Here is a 16,339-nt window from a genome sequence, read left to right on the forward strand (position 1 = left end):
ATTTGAATGAGGGAACCCTACTATTATTTTAGTATGATTGTCATTTTGATACTTAAATAGTACTATATTTTGGTATATCTGAGTATAGTCATTTTTTGGTGTAGCAATTTTCTAGTATGTTTGAGCCTTATGAAAAAGATTTTTAAAATATATTCTACTATTGTCGTGCTAATGGCATTACTTTCTTGTGTAAACTCTTTTTCACAAAATAATAATTCACTTCCTAATGATAAAGGTCCTGAAGTTACTGTAAGAGGTAGTGTTATAGATATGGAAACATCAAGACCAGTCCCAAAAGTAAATATCGAAGTTCCAGGAGGTGATTACACGACAACAACCAAAGATGGAGAGTTTAGAATTAGAGCTCGGATAGGAGATGAGCTTGTAATACGTAGTGAAAATTTTGAAACCCAATATGTTGCAATAGAAAGTGATCAGCGTATTTATGTGCAAGTTCAACCTGTAGTATCTGATGATGATCTTCTAAGTGAGCAAGAAGATAAAAAGATATCTAAACAAAGTTTTGAAGACTATATTCGACAGGCTAAAGAAATTTATAAAGAAGATTTTTCTAAAGGAATTGATCATATAGCCTCAGCATTAAAGATTGAAACAATAAATCAATCCGAGAGAGCCATTGCTTATGAATTACTAGCAGATGTTAATAGTTATTGGAAACAATATGATCTGGCTGTAGCTAATTATAAATCAAGTTTAGAAAGCACCTATAACATAGGTGTTGATATAAAATTAGCAAGAGCGTATTTTGATAATAAAAATTATCAAGAAAGTATTAGTCTTTATCAAGTATTACAACAAAAATCATTGTCTTTTGAGCAAAATTTAGAAGTTTTAGAAGGACTTGGCGATGCCTATAAAATGACGAAAGATTATGAAAAAGCTATAGAGCAATATTCAAAAGTTGAGCGTATAGCAACAGACTCTTCTATAGTGTCATTAGCTACACGATTGAATACAAAAATAGCAGAGTCTTATGATGCCATTGGAAAATCTCAAGAAGCAGTTGTATCATACAATAGGGCATTAGATTTATCTAATCAAGAGAATTCAGAAAGCGCAGCACGATCCAAAGTCAATACAGCCGACTATTACAATAGAACACAACAATTTGATGAAGAAATAAAACTTCGTAAAGAAGTATTAGAAGATCTAGATAATGTTGTGAAAGATTCAATTTCTAATGATGATGTATTAACATCTCAAAAACAAAATTATAAAATTGCAAATGCATATGCCTATCAAAATAAGCTTGAAGAAGCAATTCCATTTTTTGAAAAAAGTATTTCTGAAGCAGCTACTAGAAATGATATTATAGTAGAAAAAGATGCTACTAGGCGATTGTCAGAGGTATATCGTGATCAAAAGAATTATGATAAAGCGACAGAAAGCTATATAAAATATATTACGCTTGTAGACGAAGAGTATCAAAGAAAAGAACAAGAATTATATAAAACAACACGATTAGAAAAAGATATAGCTGAAAAACAAGCTAGAATACGAAGCCTTGTAAAAGATAGGGAGCTGAATGAAGATCGATATGATTTGGCTTTTAGAGAGCAAGAAGTTAGAGAAGCAAGTGATAGAAATCAACGATTAATAATAGGGTCATTAATCGTAGTGGCCATTTCACTTCTTATTACAGCTTTCGCAATGTATCGCAGCTCAAAAAGACAGAAGTATGCAAACAATTTATTAGCACTTAAAGGACTTCGGTCACAAATGAATCCTCACTTTATATTTAACGCACTGAATTCTGTAAATAGTTTTATAGCGATCAATGATGAGCGTACAGCTAATAAATATCTTTCAGATTTTTCAAGTTTAATGCGAGCTGTATTAGAAAATAGTGAAGAAGATTTTATTCCATTATCAAGTGAAATAGAATTGATTAAAAAGTACACAATGCTTGAGCACTTTAGATTTAAAGATAAATTTGATTACACACTTACGGTAGATGAAAATTTAGCAATAGATGAATTTCAAATACCTCCTATGTTATTACAACCTTATGTGGAGAATGCAGTATGGCATGGCATGCGATATAAAGAAGAGAAAGGGCTGCTACATATAAACTTTAGCCAAAAAGATAAAGATACCGCTGTGATTACAGTGACAGATGATGGAGTAGGAAGGGAGCGTAGTAAAGCCATGAAAACGGATAATCAGAAAAAACAAAAATCAAAAGGAATGGGCAATATCAAAAAGCGTATCGCAATACTTAATGAGATGTATAGTGATCGCGTAGATGTAGCTATAACAGATGTTTTTGAAAATGGAGAAGGTACCAAAGTAACACTAACACTTAAAAAAGATTAATCATGCTAAAGCTTAAAACCATCATAGTAGAAGATGAAGAAATGAGTAGAGAAATTCTGCGTAATTATCTTCAAAAATATTGTCCAAAGATTGAGCTTGTAGGGGAGGCATCAAATATAGAAGAAGGACTTGCTTTGATACGTAATCATACATTAGATCTCGTTTTTTTAGACGTGGAAATGCCACATGGAAATGCTTTTGACCTATTAGAACAAGTGGGAGATCGTAGTTTTGAAACAGTCTTTGTAACTGCCTATAATCAATATGCTATTGAAGCACTTAATACACATGCCTCTTATTATTTGTTAAAACCAGTGTCTATTGATGAGCTTATTAAAGCGGTAGATTATGTGATTCAAATTAAAGAAAAAGAAAATGATTTAGAAGATAAAGTACTCACGGCTTTTAATGCAGATAAGCAAGGGAAGATTACAATTCCTGTTCAAGATGGATTTGAGGTTCTAGAAGCATCATCTATTTTATATTGCCAAGCAGACGATAATTATACCCAAATATTCTTAACCAGTGGCGGTAAAAAACTAGTAAGTAAAACACTTAAATATTTTCAAGATGCCTTGGTAGATTTCGGCTTTGTACGAGTACATAAATCGTATTTGATTAATATCAATGAAGTAACTGGGTATAGAAAAGGAAAAGGCGGTACTGTTGTTTTGAGTACAGGCAAAGAAGTGATGGTTTCCGCTTCTCAAAAAGCCAATTTACTGGCGTATTTTAAGTAAAAGTTAAAAGTCTTTATAAGAAACCTCAATGGCTATTTTTTCAGGGATTAGTCCGCTTTCGCGAAAGCGTATAATACAATCTTCAAGTACGTCAATAGTTTTATTAGAGTAGATATGATGCTTTATAGATTGAACAATCTCTGTGCGTATCATTTGCTTTTGCTCTAATATGGTTTTAGTCTGTTTTGCGACCGCTTCTCCTGAATCAATGATAGTAACTTGACTTGGTAGTAGTTCTTTTAAAATAGGTAGTAAAAATGGGTAATGACTGCAACCCAAAACTAAATAGTCAATATTTGCTTCTATCATAGGCGCTAAATAGGTAGCAAGTAACGCTCTTGTTTGTGTACTATCTATTTTTCCTTGTTCAATTAAAGGAACGAGGCCCGTGCCTATCACTTCTATGGTATTAATTTCTTGTGCGTAGCGTTTTGAAGTGGTAGAAAATAAACGACTGTTTAAGGTTCCTTTAGTCGCTAGAATAGCAATACTCTTATTTTTAGATTGTAATGCAGCAGGTTTAATCGCTGGTTCTATTCCAATAAAAGGAACATCGTAATTTGCTCTTAAATAGTCGATAGCATTTGTAGTAGCTGTATTACAAGCAACAACAATGATCTTAGCGCCTAGTTTGAGGAGTGTTTCTGTGTTTTTAATGCATAGATGTGTGATCTCTTCTTGAGATTTTCCTCCATAAGGGGCATATTTGCTATCGGCTAAATAAACGGTTGACTCTAAAGGGAGTAATTGAACAATTTCTTTCCAGATAGAAATGCCTCCTATTCCACTATCAAACACACCGATGTATTGCTTTTTTTGCATAGGTCTAAAATAAAAAACTGCCTTCATTTTGAAGGCAGTTTTTATAAACTTTCGCTTTAAGCGAAATTATAAGTAATGTGTTTAGATGCCTAAATCTGCTTTTACATCAGCCATAAGGTCATAACCATCTGCCATGATTACACCAGCAGCACCAGGCGTAGAATCAAGAACAAACTGGTATCCTTTTGCTCTAGCTACTTTTTGAATCGTTACACGAGCCTTTTCAAGGATAGGCTTTAATAACTCTTGCTCTTGCTGACGAAGCTTTGTGTATGCATTTTGCTCATAGGTATTAATTTGCTGTAATGTCTCTTGTACTTCTTTTTGACGTGCAAGATTAGTCTCGTCAGTTTGCTCGTTTACTTCACGACCATATCTTTCAGATGTTTTCTGAAGTTCAGTTTTCATTTCTGTTAACTGAGCTTGATACGATTTTTGTGCTTTTTCAAGCTCAGCATTAGCAGCTACATAACTTGGCATTGCTTCCACTAATGCCTGTGTATTAATGTGCGCAATTTTTGAATCTTGAGCTTGCATTACACTAGTCATTCCTATTACTAGAGCTATGGCTACGAATACTTTTTTAATGTGTTTCATTGTAATCTAATTAAGTTAAGTGTTATTATAAAAAGGGTTATTAAATACCTCCTTCTCCATTATCATCTTCTTCAGGAGGTTTTGGAAGGTTGTTTGCTTTGTTTTTACGAGCAGCTGTAATAGAATCTTTTCTTGCTTTACGTGCCTGTAAAATAGAATCTTTTCTTTTTTGACGCTCTGCTAATATTTTTTCTTGTCTTGCTTTCTTTTCTTCTGCTGTCAAAGGGGCTGGTCTCCCTGATTTTTCTCTAGCAGCAGCTTTCACAGCAGCAATCGAATCTTTCTTTTTTTGACGCTCAGCAAGGATACGCTGTCTTCTTTCTTCAAATGCTTTGTTACGTGCTTCTTTTTCTTCTTCACGTTGTTTTGCTTTTTCCTCTATTAAGGCTTCTCTTTCTGCTTTCTTGTCGTCTATTGCTTTCTGACGTGCTTGTGTCGCTTTATCTTGTTCTACTGTTTTTGCTTCGTCTCTATCAAAAGATTTTTCTTCTTTCTTACTATTTATTTGTTTACGTTTTGCAGATCTAGTAATACTTCTTAATACTTGATCACTCATATCAAGACGATCTGCCACATAAAGTACACCTGCTTCTTTCTTTGTTAAAACAACATCGTATTTCTTGTTTTTAGAAATTTCTTGTACGGCATTAAAAACTTGATCTTGTATAGGCTCTATTAATTGACGTTTTTGAATAGCCAAATCTCCTTCGGGTCCAAAACGTTTTTGTTGATATTCAAAAATCTGCTCTTCTTCATAAGTGATCTCTTCTTCACGCTCTTCTATCAATTCTTTTGTAAGCAATACACGTTCATTTTGTAATTGCTTTTTCATTTCCTCTATCTCTCCTATCTTTTTTTCGATTTCACTCTTCCATTTTTTAACCTTAGAGTCTAATTGCGAAGATGCTTCTTGATATTCAGGTACATTTTCAAGTATGTAGTCCATGTTTATATAGCCTACACGGATACCACGTTGTGCCTGCGCAACAAGGCTTACTAAAAAAAGTGATGCAAAAAAGAAAAAAACTTTTGTTTTCATATTTGGTTATAATAGCGTTAGAAATAATCGTGCCAAAATTAAAACTGCTGTCCTATGATAAAGTGCGTTTCCCATCCGTTTGGCTGTATTAGCCCAGGTATAGGATCGAATCCATATCCAAAATCAAGCCCCAATAATCCAAAGGCAGGCATAAATATACGAATTCCTGCACCAGCAGATCTATTCAATTGAAACGGATTATAATCTCTAAAATTGTCATAAGTTGCTCCTCCTTCTATAAAAGCTAGTGTATAAATGGTTGCAGCTTGGCTAAATGTTACTGGATAACGTAATTCTAAACTAAATTTATTGTAAATAGTAGCACCATCATTATTGTTTGCTGTTGTAGCAGCTCCTCTATCTAAAGGAGTTACAGATTGGTTAGGATATCCTCTTAAACGAATGATCTCACGACCATCTAATGCAAACCCTCCTAGTCCATCTCCTCCTAAGAAAAAGCGCTCAAATGGAGGGATACCTCTATCATTATTATAAGCACCTAGCCATCCAAATTCAACATTAGATTGTAAAACAAATTTACCTGGAAGGCTTGTGTACCACTTTCCGTCAAATTTAATTTTGTAAAATTCTAAAAAGTTGAAACGTTCTTGATCTATCTCTGCTAATGCATCTGAATCTTGATTTTCTACCGCAACTTCTCTGTCTGCTGCTAGTGCTTCATAATCTGTATTATTAAATAATGAGTATGGAGGCGTTAATTTTGCGGTAAGATTCCATCGGGAACCACTAGTCGGGAAAATAGGGTTTGTGGAAGTATTATTTCTGCTAAGACCAATAGTATATCCTAAGTTTACAGAAGATCCATTTCCAAACGTAAATAATCCTGTATTAAAATTCTTAAGATTAAAGTTTTGGTAACTAATAGCGTGTGATAAAGTAAATCTTGGATCTGGCCAGTTTAGAACTTTTGCTATACCAATAGAACCTCCAGTAATAATATTTCTACTATCTCTATTTACACGATCTCTAGCACTCGTAGCTAAGTTGTTAAATTGGAATTGTATGGTATGAGATAATGATACAGATAGCTGTACTGGTTTTTTGCCTCCAAACCAAGGGTCTGTAAGTGATATACTATATGTTTGGAAAAACTGACTCGCTTGAGCTCTTAATGAAAAGCGTTGTCCATCACCCATTGGTAATGGTTTATATGCTTCTTTTTTAAAGATGTTTTGTATGGAGAAGTTGTTAAAGGATAGTCCTAAGGTTCCAACAAAACCACCACCACCAAAACCACCTTGTAATTCTATCTGGCTAGCTCCTTGTTCAACTACATTATATTCTAAATCTACAGTACCTCCTATTTGATCAAAGTTTTTAAATTCTGGAGTAAGTTGCTGTGGATCAAAAAATCCAAGCTGTCCTAACTGTCTAATAGTAGATACTACAGCTTGCTTACTATACTGTTGACCTGGTCTCGTAAGTAGTTCTCTGTAGATTACTTTATCTTTTGTCTTGTCATTTCCTTTTACCTCAACTCTATTGAAATAAGCTAACTTCCCTTCAGAAATACGAATTTCAAAATTGATGGTGTCATTTTCAACGCCAGTTTCTACTGCATTAATATTAGAGAATAAATACCCATTATTTTGATATAAGTTGGCAAGATCGTCAGCATCAGGGTCTCCTTCTTTTTGAATACGCTCTTTCAATAATACCCCATTGTATACATCTCCTTTCTTTAAAACTAATTGTCTTAAAAGTTGTGCGTCAGAAAATACAGTATTACCAATAAAATCAATATCACCTATATAGTATTTTTTACCTTCTTCGACAGCAATTTTTAATGAAATGCCATCATCATCATTTTTGATGATAGTATCAGATACAATACGAGCATCACGATATCCATTTTCTTTGTACTTGTCTATAATAGATTTTTTATCGTCTTCGTAATCTGATTCTATATATTTAGATCGCTTATAAAAACGAAAAGGATTTTTTCTCTTCGTATTTTTCATAGCACGTCTTAGCTTTTTACTTTTGATTTTTTCACTTCCTTCAAAAATGATTTCGTCAACTTTTACACGCGACCCTCTGTCAATATTTACGAGCATATTGACTTTGTTTTTTGATACAGTATCTTCTTTCGGAATTACATTTATAAGCGTTTTGGCATTGTAATATCCTTTTTTCTTATACGTGTTCTCTATATAATTTTTTGTGGTAGTTACTAAGTTTTCTGTAACCTTAGCCCCTTTGTTTAAGCCATTGTCTTTAACAAAAGTGTTTCCCTTCTTTTCTTTAATTCCTTTAAACTTTATCTCGTTTAATTCTGGAACTTCTTGAATGTCTAGTTGAAGATCTACAACATCACCTCTTATATCTGTAACATATAAATTGATGTCTGAAAACAATTCTAGTTTCCATAGGTTTTTAATAACATTACTTATTTTTTCTCCAGGTAGGTATATACGCTCTCCTACACGTAAACCTGTAAAGGTAATTACAGTGTTTTCGTTGTACGTAGAAGTACCAGTTACTGTAATATTACCGATCTCATACTTAACTTCTGGATCTAGGGGTAAATCCCTCTGAGCTTGCGCGATTACAGCTGTAAATAATAGTAGTACAAAAGTAATTTTTTTTAATATCAAGCTTTGATTTATTAAGTTATTGAATTTGTTCACTTGTCTTTCCAAATCTTCGTTCTCTTTTCTGGTAATTGTAAATAGCTTCATGTAAATCCTTTTTCTTAAAATCTGGCCATAATACTTCTGTAAAGTAAAACTCTGCATATGCTATTTGCCATAATAAAAAATTACTAACACGTTGCTCTCCGCTAGTTCTTATAAGTAAATCAACATCTGGCATGTCGTGGGTGTAAAGATGCTTATTAATATAAGACTCATCAATCTCATCGGGCGAAATTATGTTATTTTTAACTTTAACGCTTATTTCTTTTACGGTTTTAAGAATTTCTTCACGAGCTCCATAGCTTAAGGCTAGTGTAACTCTTAATCTTTTGTTATCTTTAGTTTGATGTATAACTTCTTTTAATTCTTTTTGCGCCTTTTTAGGTAATGATTCAGTATTCCCTATTGTTCTTAATGAGACGTCGTTTTTTTGAAGTGTATTGATTTCTTTCTTTAAAGATGAAACAAGTAGATTCATTAAGGTATCTACTTCTTTTTTTGGGCGATTCCAGTTTTCTGTAGAAAAAGCGTAAAGTGTTAGATGCTCTACTCCCATTTCGGCACATCCTTCAACAGTTTCTCTTACCGCTTGAGTGCCTCTTTTGTGTCCAGCAGCTCGCAGTAGTCCTTGTTTTTTTGCCCATCGTCCATTACCGTCCATGATCACAGCGATATGGCGTGGTAATTTCTCGAGATTAATTTGATCTAAAAAGTCCATCTCATTATTAGAAGGCACAAAAACATGGTTTGCGCCCAAAGGTATAAGTTAAGGTGAATCCTGTAAACATATACCAATCATCATTGTTTATATTTCCAAAACGTAATGTTCCATTAGCATCATCGTCAGGAGCACTGCCATCTAGGTTATCTGTAAGCGTATACCTTGCACCTATTTCAAATGCAAGAATAAATTTTGTACCAATAACAGCTTTATACCCTAGAACCATTGGGATTGCAAAATCCCAAGCAGTACCAGTTTTCTGAACATTGTTGCCATTTAGGGCTAGCTCATCGTGATTAAAATATGTAAACCCCGTATATAAATAGGGCGTAGAAGGATTTCTATCATTAAACATATCAAAATCCCAGAATGTATATTCTAGACCTAATGAAACTTCTTTTACACTATTTTTAAAAGAATATCCTCTAAGCTGTCTCCTTGATTCATCACTTTGTGAGTCTGCACTTTCTAATTGTGTAAAAAGCGCAGTAAATCTAAAAGAGTGTCGCTTACTGCGATTCCATTTAAAAATACCACCTATAACAGGGGAGTTTGGAGCAATGTAACTTGTTGATCCAACATCTCCTATAAAATTTGACCCTCCAGCATACAAACCTACTTCATAAGTTTGTGCTTGAGAGTTAAAGCCTAAAAACATGGCGATTATTACAATCGTCAAATACCTCATATAGCTGTAAAAGTTTGCAAATATAACAATAATGTGCGGGTAGATACTATTCTATCAAAATAATGATCTATGAGATGCCTTCTTTTTAAATGATAAGGACTATAAAATATATCTAAACTACACACAGAGTTAACAATGTTTATTCCAAATTATTGCCTAGTTGCGTTTATCTTCTCCCCATAATAGCTTTTCACGTAAGGTTTTTAAAAAGCTTTCTCCTTCTAAATTAATAAGACTTATTGTGAAAGGGGCTTTCTTTAGGGTAATAATGGTTTCATTTTCTAGTGTAGCAATTCTTGAGTCTAATGAAATCAAATGCTGTTTTTCTCTACCTGATACTTTTAATGTAATTGTAGTGTCATCAGGAATCACAAGAGGCCTTGCATTTAAGTTGTGAGGAGCTATAGGTGTAAGAATCAAACTGGAAGTATGCGGTGTGATAACTGGTCCGCCACAACTCAAGGAATACCCAGTAGATCCAGTAGGTGTAGAGACTATTAGTCCATCTGCCCAATAATTTGTGAGAGATTCGCCATTTAAGTGCGTAGATATAGAAATCATCGATGTCGTATTCTTACGACTCACAACAATTTCATTTAATGCAAAATTTATTTCCCCAAAGACATTTGTATCTTGGCTGGTCATAACTTGCAATAAACTTCGTTGTGATAACGTATAATTACCAGCAAGAATTTTTTCTATCGAAGTAGCAATTTCTTGTTTTTTAATGGTTGCTAGAAAGCCCAGCCTTCCCGTATTAATACCTACAATAGGAATATTGAGGTCTCTTATGTATGTCGCAGTTTTTAGTATGGTGCCATCTCCTCCAATGCTAAAAAATAAATCATAACTAGTATCTAACTCTTCAAAAGTGCTAAAATGTCTATAGTTTTTGTCAATAGCATCATGCTCATGAATTAAATCAAGAAAATTCTTTTCAATAATAACTTCAATCTTCTTTTTATCTAAAATATCCAAAAGTTCTTGCACATAACGTGCAGCCTCTTGATGATAAAATTGGCCGTAAATACCTATCTTCATGAATTATATATTAAGATATTTTTCTAAATACTGAGAACGTTCTCTTAAGTCTTTGATAAATGTATCTTCTTGATGGCTGGAAATAACATTATAACTATATCTTCTAAATGCAGCCAAAATGTCATTGAAATTAGAACGTCCTATTTTTATTGAAATTTGAGCAACATCATTTTCTATTTTAGAAATAAATCCACCCCATATTTTTCCGTCATTAGACTCTACAATTTGACTTATTTCACTAAAAGAATAATCCTGTATACCTTTTTCTATAATGACAACACTTCCTGGCTCACTTATAAACGGCGTATTATTGAAAAAGTTCATAACATCTGCTAGTTCATAATACCCTATGTAACTGTTATTTTCATCAAGTACGGGCATGATGTTAGCGCTGTTTTGAGCAAATGTTTCTAATATATCTAACCAATTGGTCTCATATCTCACAAAAAAATGCTCATATGCATGTGTATAGTCAGAAATCTTACAATTAGAATCATAACAATGCGTGTCATTTTCGGCGAGACACCCCACATATACTGAACCCCTGTGTATAGGAACATGAGAGTGTGTTGTTTGACTAAAGATAGTCTGTACTTCCCCTATAGAAGCTGTCTCAGCGACTGGTTTAATATCGTTAATTATAAAATCTGTAATACTCATAGTGCAAAATAATGAAAAATAACTCGGCTAGCGTTAGCGTCTTTGTATTTTTGTGTTCAAAATTTATACCATATTTATAATGACAAAATTAAGTGTAAACGTAAATAAGATAGCAACACTTCGTAATGCACGTGGTGGTAATGTACCTAATGTCGCAAATGTTTCTGTTGATCTTGAGAAATTTGGGGCGCAAGGTATTACAATTCATCCAAGGCCAGACGAGCGACATATACGATATCAAGATGCTCGGGATTTAAAAAAAATAGTGACTACAGAATTTAATATAGAAGGAAATCCTGTTCAGAAATTTATAGATCTTGTATTAGAAGTGAAGCCAACGCAAGTGACATTAGTGCCAGATGCGGTTGATGCCATTACTAGTGATGCTGGATGGGATACGATAAAGCATAAGTCATTTCTTCAAGAGGTAATCACAGAGTTTAAAAATCAAGGCATCCGTACTTCTATATTTGTAGATCCAGTGCAAGAAATGATAGAAGGTGCTAAGGCAACAGGAACAGATCGCATAGAGCTTTATACAGAAGGTTATGCAAAGCTATACCCTTCAGATAAAGAAACGGCTGTTCGACCATATATAGATAGCGCTTTGGTTGCCAATGAGCTAGAACTTGGTATAAATGCAGGACATGACCTTTCGTTAGAAAACATTGAATACTTTAAGAATAGTATCCCAAATTTATTAGAAGTATCTATAGGACATGCATTAGTGTCTGAAGCGTTATACTATGGGTTTGAAACTGTAATTGCATCATATCTTAAAAAACTAAGCTAATGATAGTACACTCTAACATACTAGGAGAAGGGAAGCCACTCATTATTTTACACGGCTTTCTCGGAATGGGTGATAACTGGAAAACACTTGCTAAACAATTTGCAGGACAGGGATTTGAAGTGCATCTTGTAGATCAACGTAATCACGGACGTAGTTTTCATAGTGATGCGTTTAGTTATGAGTTAATGGCTAATGATCTTAAAAAATATTGCGAAGAAAAAGAATTGCCTTCTATTGATTTGATTGGGCATTCTATGGGAGGCAAAACAGCCATGCTTTTTGCTGTAATGTATCCAGAACTCATGTCAAAATTAATTGTAGCAGATATAGCGCCAAAGTTTTATCCACAACATCATCAGACTATATTAGAAGGACTAGAAGCTTTGTCTACTAATAAAGAAGCGTTAAAAGGGAGAAAAGAAGCAGATGCATTTTTGTCACACTATATTAATGAGGTAGGCGTACGCCAATTTTTATTGAAAAATCTTTATTGGGTAGACAAAGGGGTTTTAGGGCTTAGAGTGAATTTACCAGTTTTAATTCAGAATATTGAACAAATTGGAGAGGCATTACCCGTAAATTCATATTTCGAAAAACCTGCGTTATTTTTAAGAGGGGGCAATTCAAATTATATTCAAAAAGAAGATGAGGGTGCTATTTTTTCCGCTTTCGCGAAAGCAGAATTAAAAACAATTCCAAATGTAGGACATTGGTTGCATGCCGAGAATCCAACCCAATTTTATAAGGAAGTAATGGCATTTTTATGAGATTTCTCTTAAAATTTTACTATGTATGCATAATAAAGTGTGTTAATAAATTGTAAAAACTTAAAAATATCCTATTTTTGCTTGCTTTCTTTTAAGAAAACAATAATAAAATCTTAACCTAAATTAAATTATGAAAAAAGTAGTAAGTGTATTCGTACTTATACTTGTTTGTGCTGTTACTTATGCTGGTGGATACCGTGTAAGTCTTCAGGGAAACAGGTCGTTGGCTATGGGTCATACAGGAGTTGCGGTAGTGAATAATGCAGAACTAGCGTTTTTTAACCCAGCTGGGTTAGTTCATCTGGAAAATAAAATCAATCTTTCTGCGGGAGGATTTGGAGTGTTTGCAGAAGTGGCATATCAAAATGCACAATTTGGAGATTCAGCATCAACAGAAGATAATGTTGGAACACCAGTATATCTTTATGGGAGTTATAAAGTGAGTGAAAATTTTGCTTTAGGATTAGCTGTATATACTCCTTACGGAAGTACTGTAGAGTATCCAACAGATTGGGCAGGGTCACACCTTGTTAATAATATAGAGTTACAAGCAATCTATGTACAACCATTATTCTCTTGGGAAGTTGTAAAAGATAGATTTAGTATTGGTGGAGGACCTATCTTAGCGATAGGAGGTGTAGAATTTAACCGTAATCTAAGTAGAAACTTAACAGATTTAGACGGAAACAGATCTAACGTAACATTAGATGCTAGTGGTATTTTAGAATTTGGATGGTCTGTAGGAGCATTATTAAACCTTGATAACGAAGATAAATGGAAACTAGGATTCAACTATCGTTCATTAATTGATGTTGAGGTAGAAGCAGGAGATGGAGAGGCTACATTTGCAAATGTACCTAACTCACCACTTGCTCCAGTTCCAAACGGGACATTTGATTTTACAGCATCATTACCATTACCAGCAGAGTGGACCGTAGGATTATCTTATAAGCCTAATGAAAAATGGTTATTTGCTTTTGATTATAACTATGCAGAGTGGAGTGCATATGAATCTCTTGATATTGATTTCTTAAATGCAGATGGATCTGTAGCATTACAATCACTAAATCCACGTAATTATAAAAATGCAAGCACGTATCGTTTTGGAGCACAATATTCTCCTTCTAGTAAGTTAGATCTTAGATTAGGATACTACTTTGATGAATCTCCAGTGCAATCAGGGTTTTTTGCACCAGAAACGCCTCGTAACGATTCTCACGGATTTACAACAGGATTTACTTATAACATAAATGAGAAATTTGCTATTGATGCTTCTTTCTTATATCTACGTTTTGAAGAGATAGATGCTTCTTATGATTTCTTTACTGAAACTAACGGGCAAACAGCTCCTTTTAGAGGAACTTATAAGTCAAGTGTATTTTCACCAGGTATCGGGATAAGTTATAAACTTTAAATAAAAAACAGCGATGAAAAATTATATAAAATATATATCAGTTCTTGCAATAGGATTTGGGTTTGTGGCTTGTGAGCCAGAATTTGATAACCCAATTGATGAAAATGAATTTTATACTAGTGGAGAAGCAGATTTCTCTAACTATGTATCTATAGGGAATTCTCTTACTGCAGGATTTGCAGATGGAACCTTATATATCACAGGACAAGAAGATTCTTATCCAAATATCATGGCAGAGCAATTTTCGCTTGCTGGAGGTGGTACATTTACACAGCCACTTATGAATGATAATATAGGAGGGTTACTTTTAGGAGGAAATCCAATACCAGGATTTAACCCTCGTTTTGTATTAGCTACAGATGAGCAAGGTAATCCAGGACCTGCAATCATAAATCAAACACCAACAACAGAAGTTTCTAATATTCTTTCTGGACCTTTCAATAATGTAGGTGTACCAGGCGCAAGAAGTTTTGATTTATTGTTCCCAGGATATGGTAACATAGGAGGTTTAACAACAATGCCAGTAAGCGCAAACCCTTACTTTGTAAGATTCGCTTCTTCTCCAGATGCAACTGTAATTGGAGATGCAGTTTCTCAAAACCCTTCTTTCTTTTCTCTATGGATAGGAAATAATGATATTTTAGGATATGCTACTTCAGGAGGTTCTGGAGTAGATCAAACAGGTAATTTTGATCCTTCTACATATGGAGGTAGCGACATTACAGATCCTATGGTATTTGCAGGTGCATATTCTCAAATGGTAGATGCATTAGTAGCTAACGGATCAGATGGAGTACTTGTAAATATTCCAGATGTAACATCTATTCCATTTTTTACGACAGTTCCAACACAATCTATTCCTTTAGATGCACCAACAGCTGCATTTTTAAATAGTAATTTTGCATTGTATAATGATGTAGTACTTCCAACGCTAGTTAACTTTGGAGTGATTACAGCAGAAGAGGCTGCTTCACGTGCTATTAATTTTGAAGAAGGAGTAAACTTTCCAATTATTACAGATGATGATCTTACAGATGTAAGTGCTATTCTTCAAGGGCCTCCAGCTAATCTTGATCCTGCAACAGCAAATTTATTAGGACAGTTACGTCAGGCAAATGGAAATGATATACTTCCACTTACTGCGGCAGGAATATTAGGTACAACAATAAATAATGATCCTACATTAATTAATGGAGTTTCTGTACCTCTTGCAGATCAGTTTGTATTAACAACAGCAGAGCAAGCTAGAGTAACAGTAGCACAAAATGCATATAATACTACAATCCAAGCATTGGCAGCTGCTAATGGACTTGCGTTTGCAGATGCACGTTCAGCGTTACAACAAGTAGCTAATGGCGGTGTAACATTTAATGGTGGTACGCTGACTTCTACCTTTGTAACAGGAGGAGGTTTCTCTCTTGATGGAGTACATCCAACGCCTAGAGGGTATGCATTTACAGCAAATGTACTTCTAGATGCAATTAATGCAAGATATGGTTCTAATATCCCAGGTGTAGATATTGGTAATTTTGCAACAGTAACAATAAGTAATGACTAAATGACAGTCTATTATCTATAAGATTTTAAAAGATGCGCCTAATTAGCGCATCTTTTTTTTTGGTATTCTATTTGCTTTAGTAAAAGCAATATGAAATCTATTTTTAAAATTATACTTACAACAATTGCTGTGCTTGTTATAGCAAAGATACTCCCTGGAGTATATGTAGATGGTTTTATGACCTCTTTATGGGTTGCAATAGCATTGTCATTACTTAAGTTTATTGTAAAGCCTATTTTGGTGATTTTGACATTGCCAATTACAATAATTACGTTTGGACTTTTTCTATTGGTAATAAATGCAGTATTAATTTTATGGGTAGATTATTTTATTGGGGGTTTTGTAGTTAGCGGTATTTGGACAGCATTATTATTTAGTGTTTTACTAAGTATATTTCAAAGTATTTTGTTTCAATTGCTTAAAGAAGATGTGAAACTACAGGATAGAAGAAACTAAAACATTGTTGAGGTGTAAAAAAAAACGTATTTTTGCGCCCTTAAATTAA

15 protein-coding genes are annotated in these 16,339 nt (G+C 34.0%); 7 read left to right on the top strand and 8 right to left on the bottom strand.

The features are described 5' to 3' along the window. Positions 1–129: 129 nt before the first annotated feature. Positions 130–2,337, top strand: coding sequence for a histidine kinase (locus Q1A60_RS00485; protein ID WP_299762859.1), 2,208 nt, complete (start codon positions 130–132; stop codon positions 2,335–2,337). Positions 2,338–2,339: 2 nt separating this feature from the next. After that, the gene (locus Q1A60_RS00490) at positions 2,340–3,077 is read left to right on the top strand and encodes a LytTR family DNA-binding domain-containing protein (protein WP_299762861.1); all 738 of its coding nucleotides are present in this window, start codon (positions 2,340–2,342) and stop codon (positions 3,075–3,077) included. Between the two features lie 3 nt (positions 3,078–3,080). On the opposite strand, the gene murI is transcribed toward Q1A60_RS00490, so the two are convergent. From murI to Q1A60_RS00530, 8 genes are all read right to left on the bottom strand, one after another. Next, on the bottom strand, positions 3,081–3,926 hold the full coding sequence (gene murI, locus Q1A60_RS00495) for a glutamate racemase (protein ID WP_299762863.1): 846 nt from the start codon (positions 3,924–3,926) through the stop codon (positions 3,081–3,083). A 54-nt stretch (positions 3,927–3,980) separates the two neighbouring features. Then, positions 3,981–4,496 (bottom strand): OmpH family outer membrane protein, encoded by a 516-nt coding sequence (locus tag Q1A60_RS00500; protein ID WP_299762865.1) that lies wholly within the window; start codon positions 4,494–4,496, stop codon positions 3,981–3,983. A 40-nt stretch (positions 4,497–4,536) separates the two neighbouring features. Continuing rightward, a complete protein-coding gene (locus tag Q1A60_RS00505) occupies positions 4,537–5,535 on the bottom strand; it encodes an OmpH family outer membrane protein (RefSeq protein WP_299762867.1) in 999 nt (332 codons plus the stop codon). Between the two features lie 38 nt (positions 5,536–5,573). After that, the gene (locus tag Q1A60_RS00510) at positions 5,574–8,237 is read right to left on the bottom strand and encodes a POTRA domain-containing protein (RefSeq protein WP_299762869.1); all 2,664 of its coding nucleotides are present in this window, start codon (positions 8,235–8,237) and stop codon (positions 5,574–5,576) included. Continuing rightward, complete coding sequence (locus tag Q1A60_RS00515) at positions 8,170–8,910, bottom strand: isoprenyl transferase (protein WP_299763770.1); 741 nt, start codon at positions 8,908–8,910, stop codon at positions 8,170–8,172. Before Q1A60_RS00515 ends, Q1A60_RS00510 begins: the two co-directional genes overlap by 68 nt. 7 nt (positions 8,911–8,917) lie before the next feature. Next, positions 8,918–9,601, bottom strand: a complete 684-nt coding sequence (locus tag Q1A60_RS00520) for a DUF6089 family protein (protein WP_299762871.1) — start codon at positions 9,599–9,601, stop codon at positions 8,918–8,920. 156 nt (positions 9,602–9,757) lie between these two features. Further along, positions 9,758–10,642: an NAD kinase gene (locus Q1A60_RS00525; RefSeq protein WP_299762873.1), complete on the bottom strand. Its 885-nt coding sequence runs from the start codon at positions 10,640–10,642 to the stop codon at positions 9,758–9,760. 3 nt (positions 10,643–10,645) lie between these two features. Further along, positions 10,646–11,302, bottom strand: coding sequence for a CBS domain-containing protein (locus Q1A60_RS00530; protein ID WP_299762875.1), 657 nt, complete (start codon positions 11,300–11,302; stop codon positions 10,646–10,648). A 79-nt stretch (positions 11,303–11,381) separates the two neighbouring features. Between Q1A60_RS00530 and Q1A60_RS00535 the strand changes: the two genes are divergently transcribed. From Q1A60_RS00535 to Q1A60_RS00555, 5 genes are all read left to right on the top strand, one after another. Further along, complete coding sequence (locus Q1A60_RS00535) at positions 11,382–12,095, top strand: pyridoxine 5'-phosphate synthase (protein ID WP_299762877.1); 714 nt, start codon at positions 11,382–11,384, stop codon at positions 12,093–12,095. Continuing rightward, positions 12,095–12,862, top strand: coding sequence for an alpha/beta fold hydrolase (locus tag Q1A60_RS00540; protein ID WP_299762879.1), 768 nt, complete (start codon positions 12,095–12,097; stop codon positions 12,860–12,862). The genes Q1A60_RS00535 and Q1A60_RS00540 overlap by 1 nt, the downstream gene beginning before the upstream one ends. A 130-nt stretch (positions 12,863–12,992) precedes the next feature. Beyond that, positions 12,993–14,276, top strand: a complete 1,284-nt coding sequence (locus Q1A60_RS00545) for an outer membrane protein transport protein (RefSeq protein ID WP_299762881.1) — start codon at positions 12,993–12,995, stop codon at positions 14,274–14,276. A 13-nt stretch (positions 14,277–14,289) separates the two neighbouring features. After that, entirely contained in the window at positions 14,290–15,834 is a 1,545-nt protein-coding gene (locus Q1A60_RS00550) for a G-D-S-L family lipolytic protein (RefSeq protein ID WP_299762883.1), read from the top strand. Positions 15,835–15,924: 90 nt separating this feature from the next. Further along, positions 15,925–16,290, top strand: coding sequence for a phage holin family protein (locus Q1A60_RS00555; protein ID WP_299762885.1), 366 nt, complete (start codon positions 15,925–15,927; stop codon positions 16,288–16,290). Positions 16,291–16,339 lie beyond the last annotated feature (49 nt).

Source organism: uncultured Dokdonia sp., from assembly GCF_947492535.1.
Classification (GTDB): domain Bacteria; phylum Bacteroidota; class Bacteroidia; order Flavobacteriales; family Flavobacteriaceae; genus Dokdonia.

Coding starts and splice junctions, on each gene's coding strand:
- Q1A60_RS00540 (WP_299762879.1), top strand. CDS start 12,095: ATGATAGTACACTCTAACATACTAGGAGAAGGGAAGCCACTCATTATT.
- Q1A60_RS00520 (WP_299762871.1), bottom strand. CDS start 9,601: ATGAGGTATTTGACGATTGTAATAATCGCCATGTTTTTAGGCTTTAAC.
- Q1A60_RS00535 (WP_299762877.1), top strand. CDS start 11,382: ATGACAAAATTAAGTGTAAACGTAAATAAGATAGCAACACTTCGTAAT.
- Q1A60_RS00555 (WP_299762885.1), top strand. CDS start 15,925: ATGAAATCTATTTTTAAAATTATACTTACAACAATTGCTGTGCTTGTT.
- Q1A60_RS00490 (WP_299762861.1), top strand. CDS start 2,340: ATGCTAAAGCTTAAAACCATCATAGTAGAAGATGAAGAAATGAGTAGA.
- Q1A60_RS00500 (WP_299762865.1), bottom strand. CDS start 4,496: ATGAAACACATTAAAAAAGTATTCGTAGCCATAGCTCTAGTAATAGGA.
- Q1A60_RS00550 (WP_299762883.1), top strand. CDS start 14,290: ATGAAAAATTATATAAAATATATATCAGTTCTTGCAATAGGATTTGGG.
- Q1A60_RS00505 (WP_299762867.1), bottom strand. CDS start 5,535: ATGAAAACAAAAGTTTTTTTCTTTTTTGCATCACTTTTTTTAGTAAGC.
- Q1A60_RS00545 (WP_299762881.1), top strand. CDS start 12,993: ATGAAAAAAGTAGTAAGTGTATTCGTACTTATACTTGTTTGTGCTGTT.
- Q1A60_RS00525 (WP_299762873.1), bottom strand. CDS start 10,642: ATGAAGATAGGTATTTACGGCCAATTTTATCATCAAGAGGCTGCACGT.
- Q1A60_RS00530 (WP_299762875.1), bottom strand. CDS start 11,302: ATGAGTATTACAGATTTTATAATTAACGATATTAAACCAGTCGCTGAG.
- murI (WP_299762863.1), bottom strand. CDS start 3,926: ATGAAGGCAGTTTTTTATTTTAGACCTATGCAAAAAAAGCAATACATC.
- Q1A60_RS00515 (WP_299763770.1), bottom strand. CDS start 8,910: ATGGACTTTTTAGATCAAATTAATCTCGAGAAATTACCACGCCATATC.
- Q1A60_RS00510 (WP_299762869.1), bottom strand. CDS start 8,237: ATGAAGCTATTTACAATTACCAGAAAAGAGAACGAAGATTTGGAAAGA.
- Q1A60_RS00485 (WP_299762859.1), top strand. CDS start 130: ATGAAAAAGATTTTTAAAATATATTCTACTATTGTCGTGCTAATGGCA.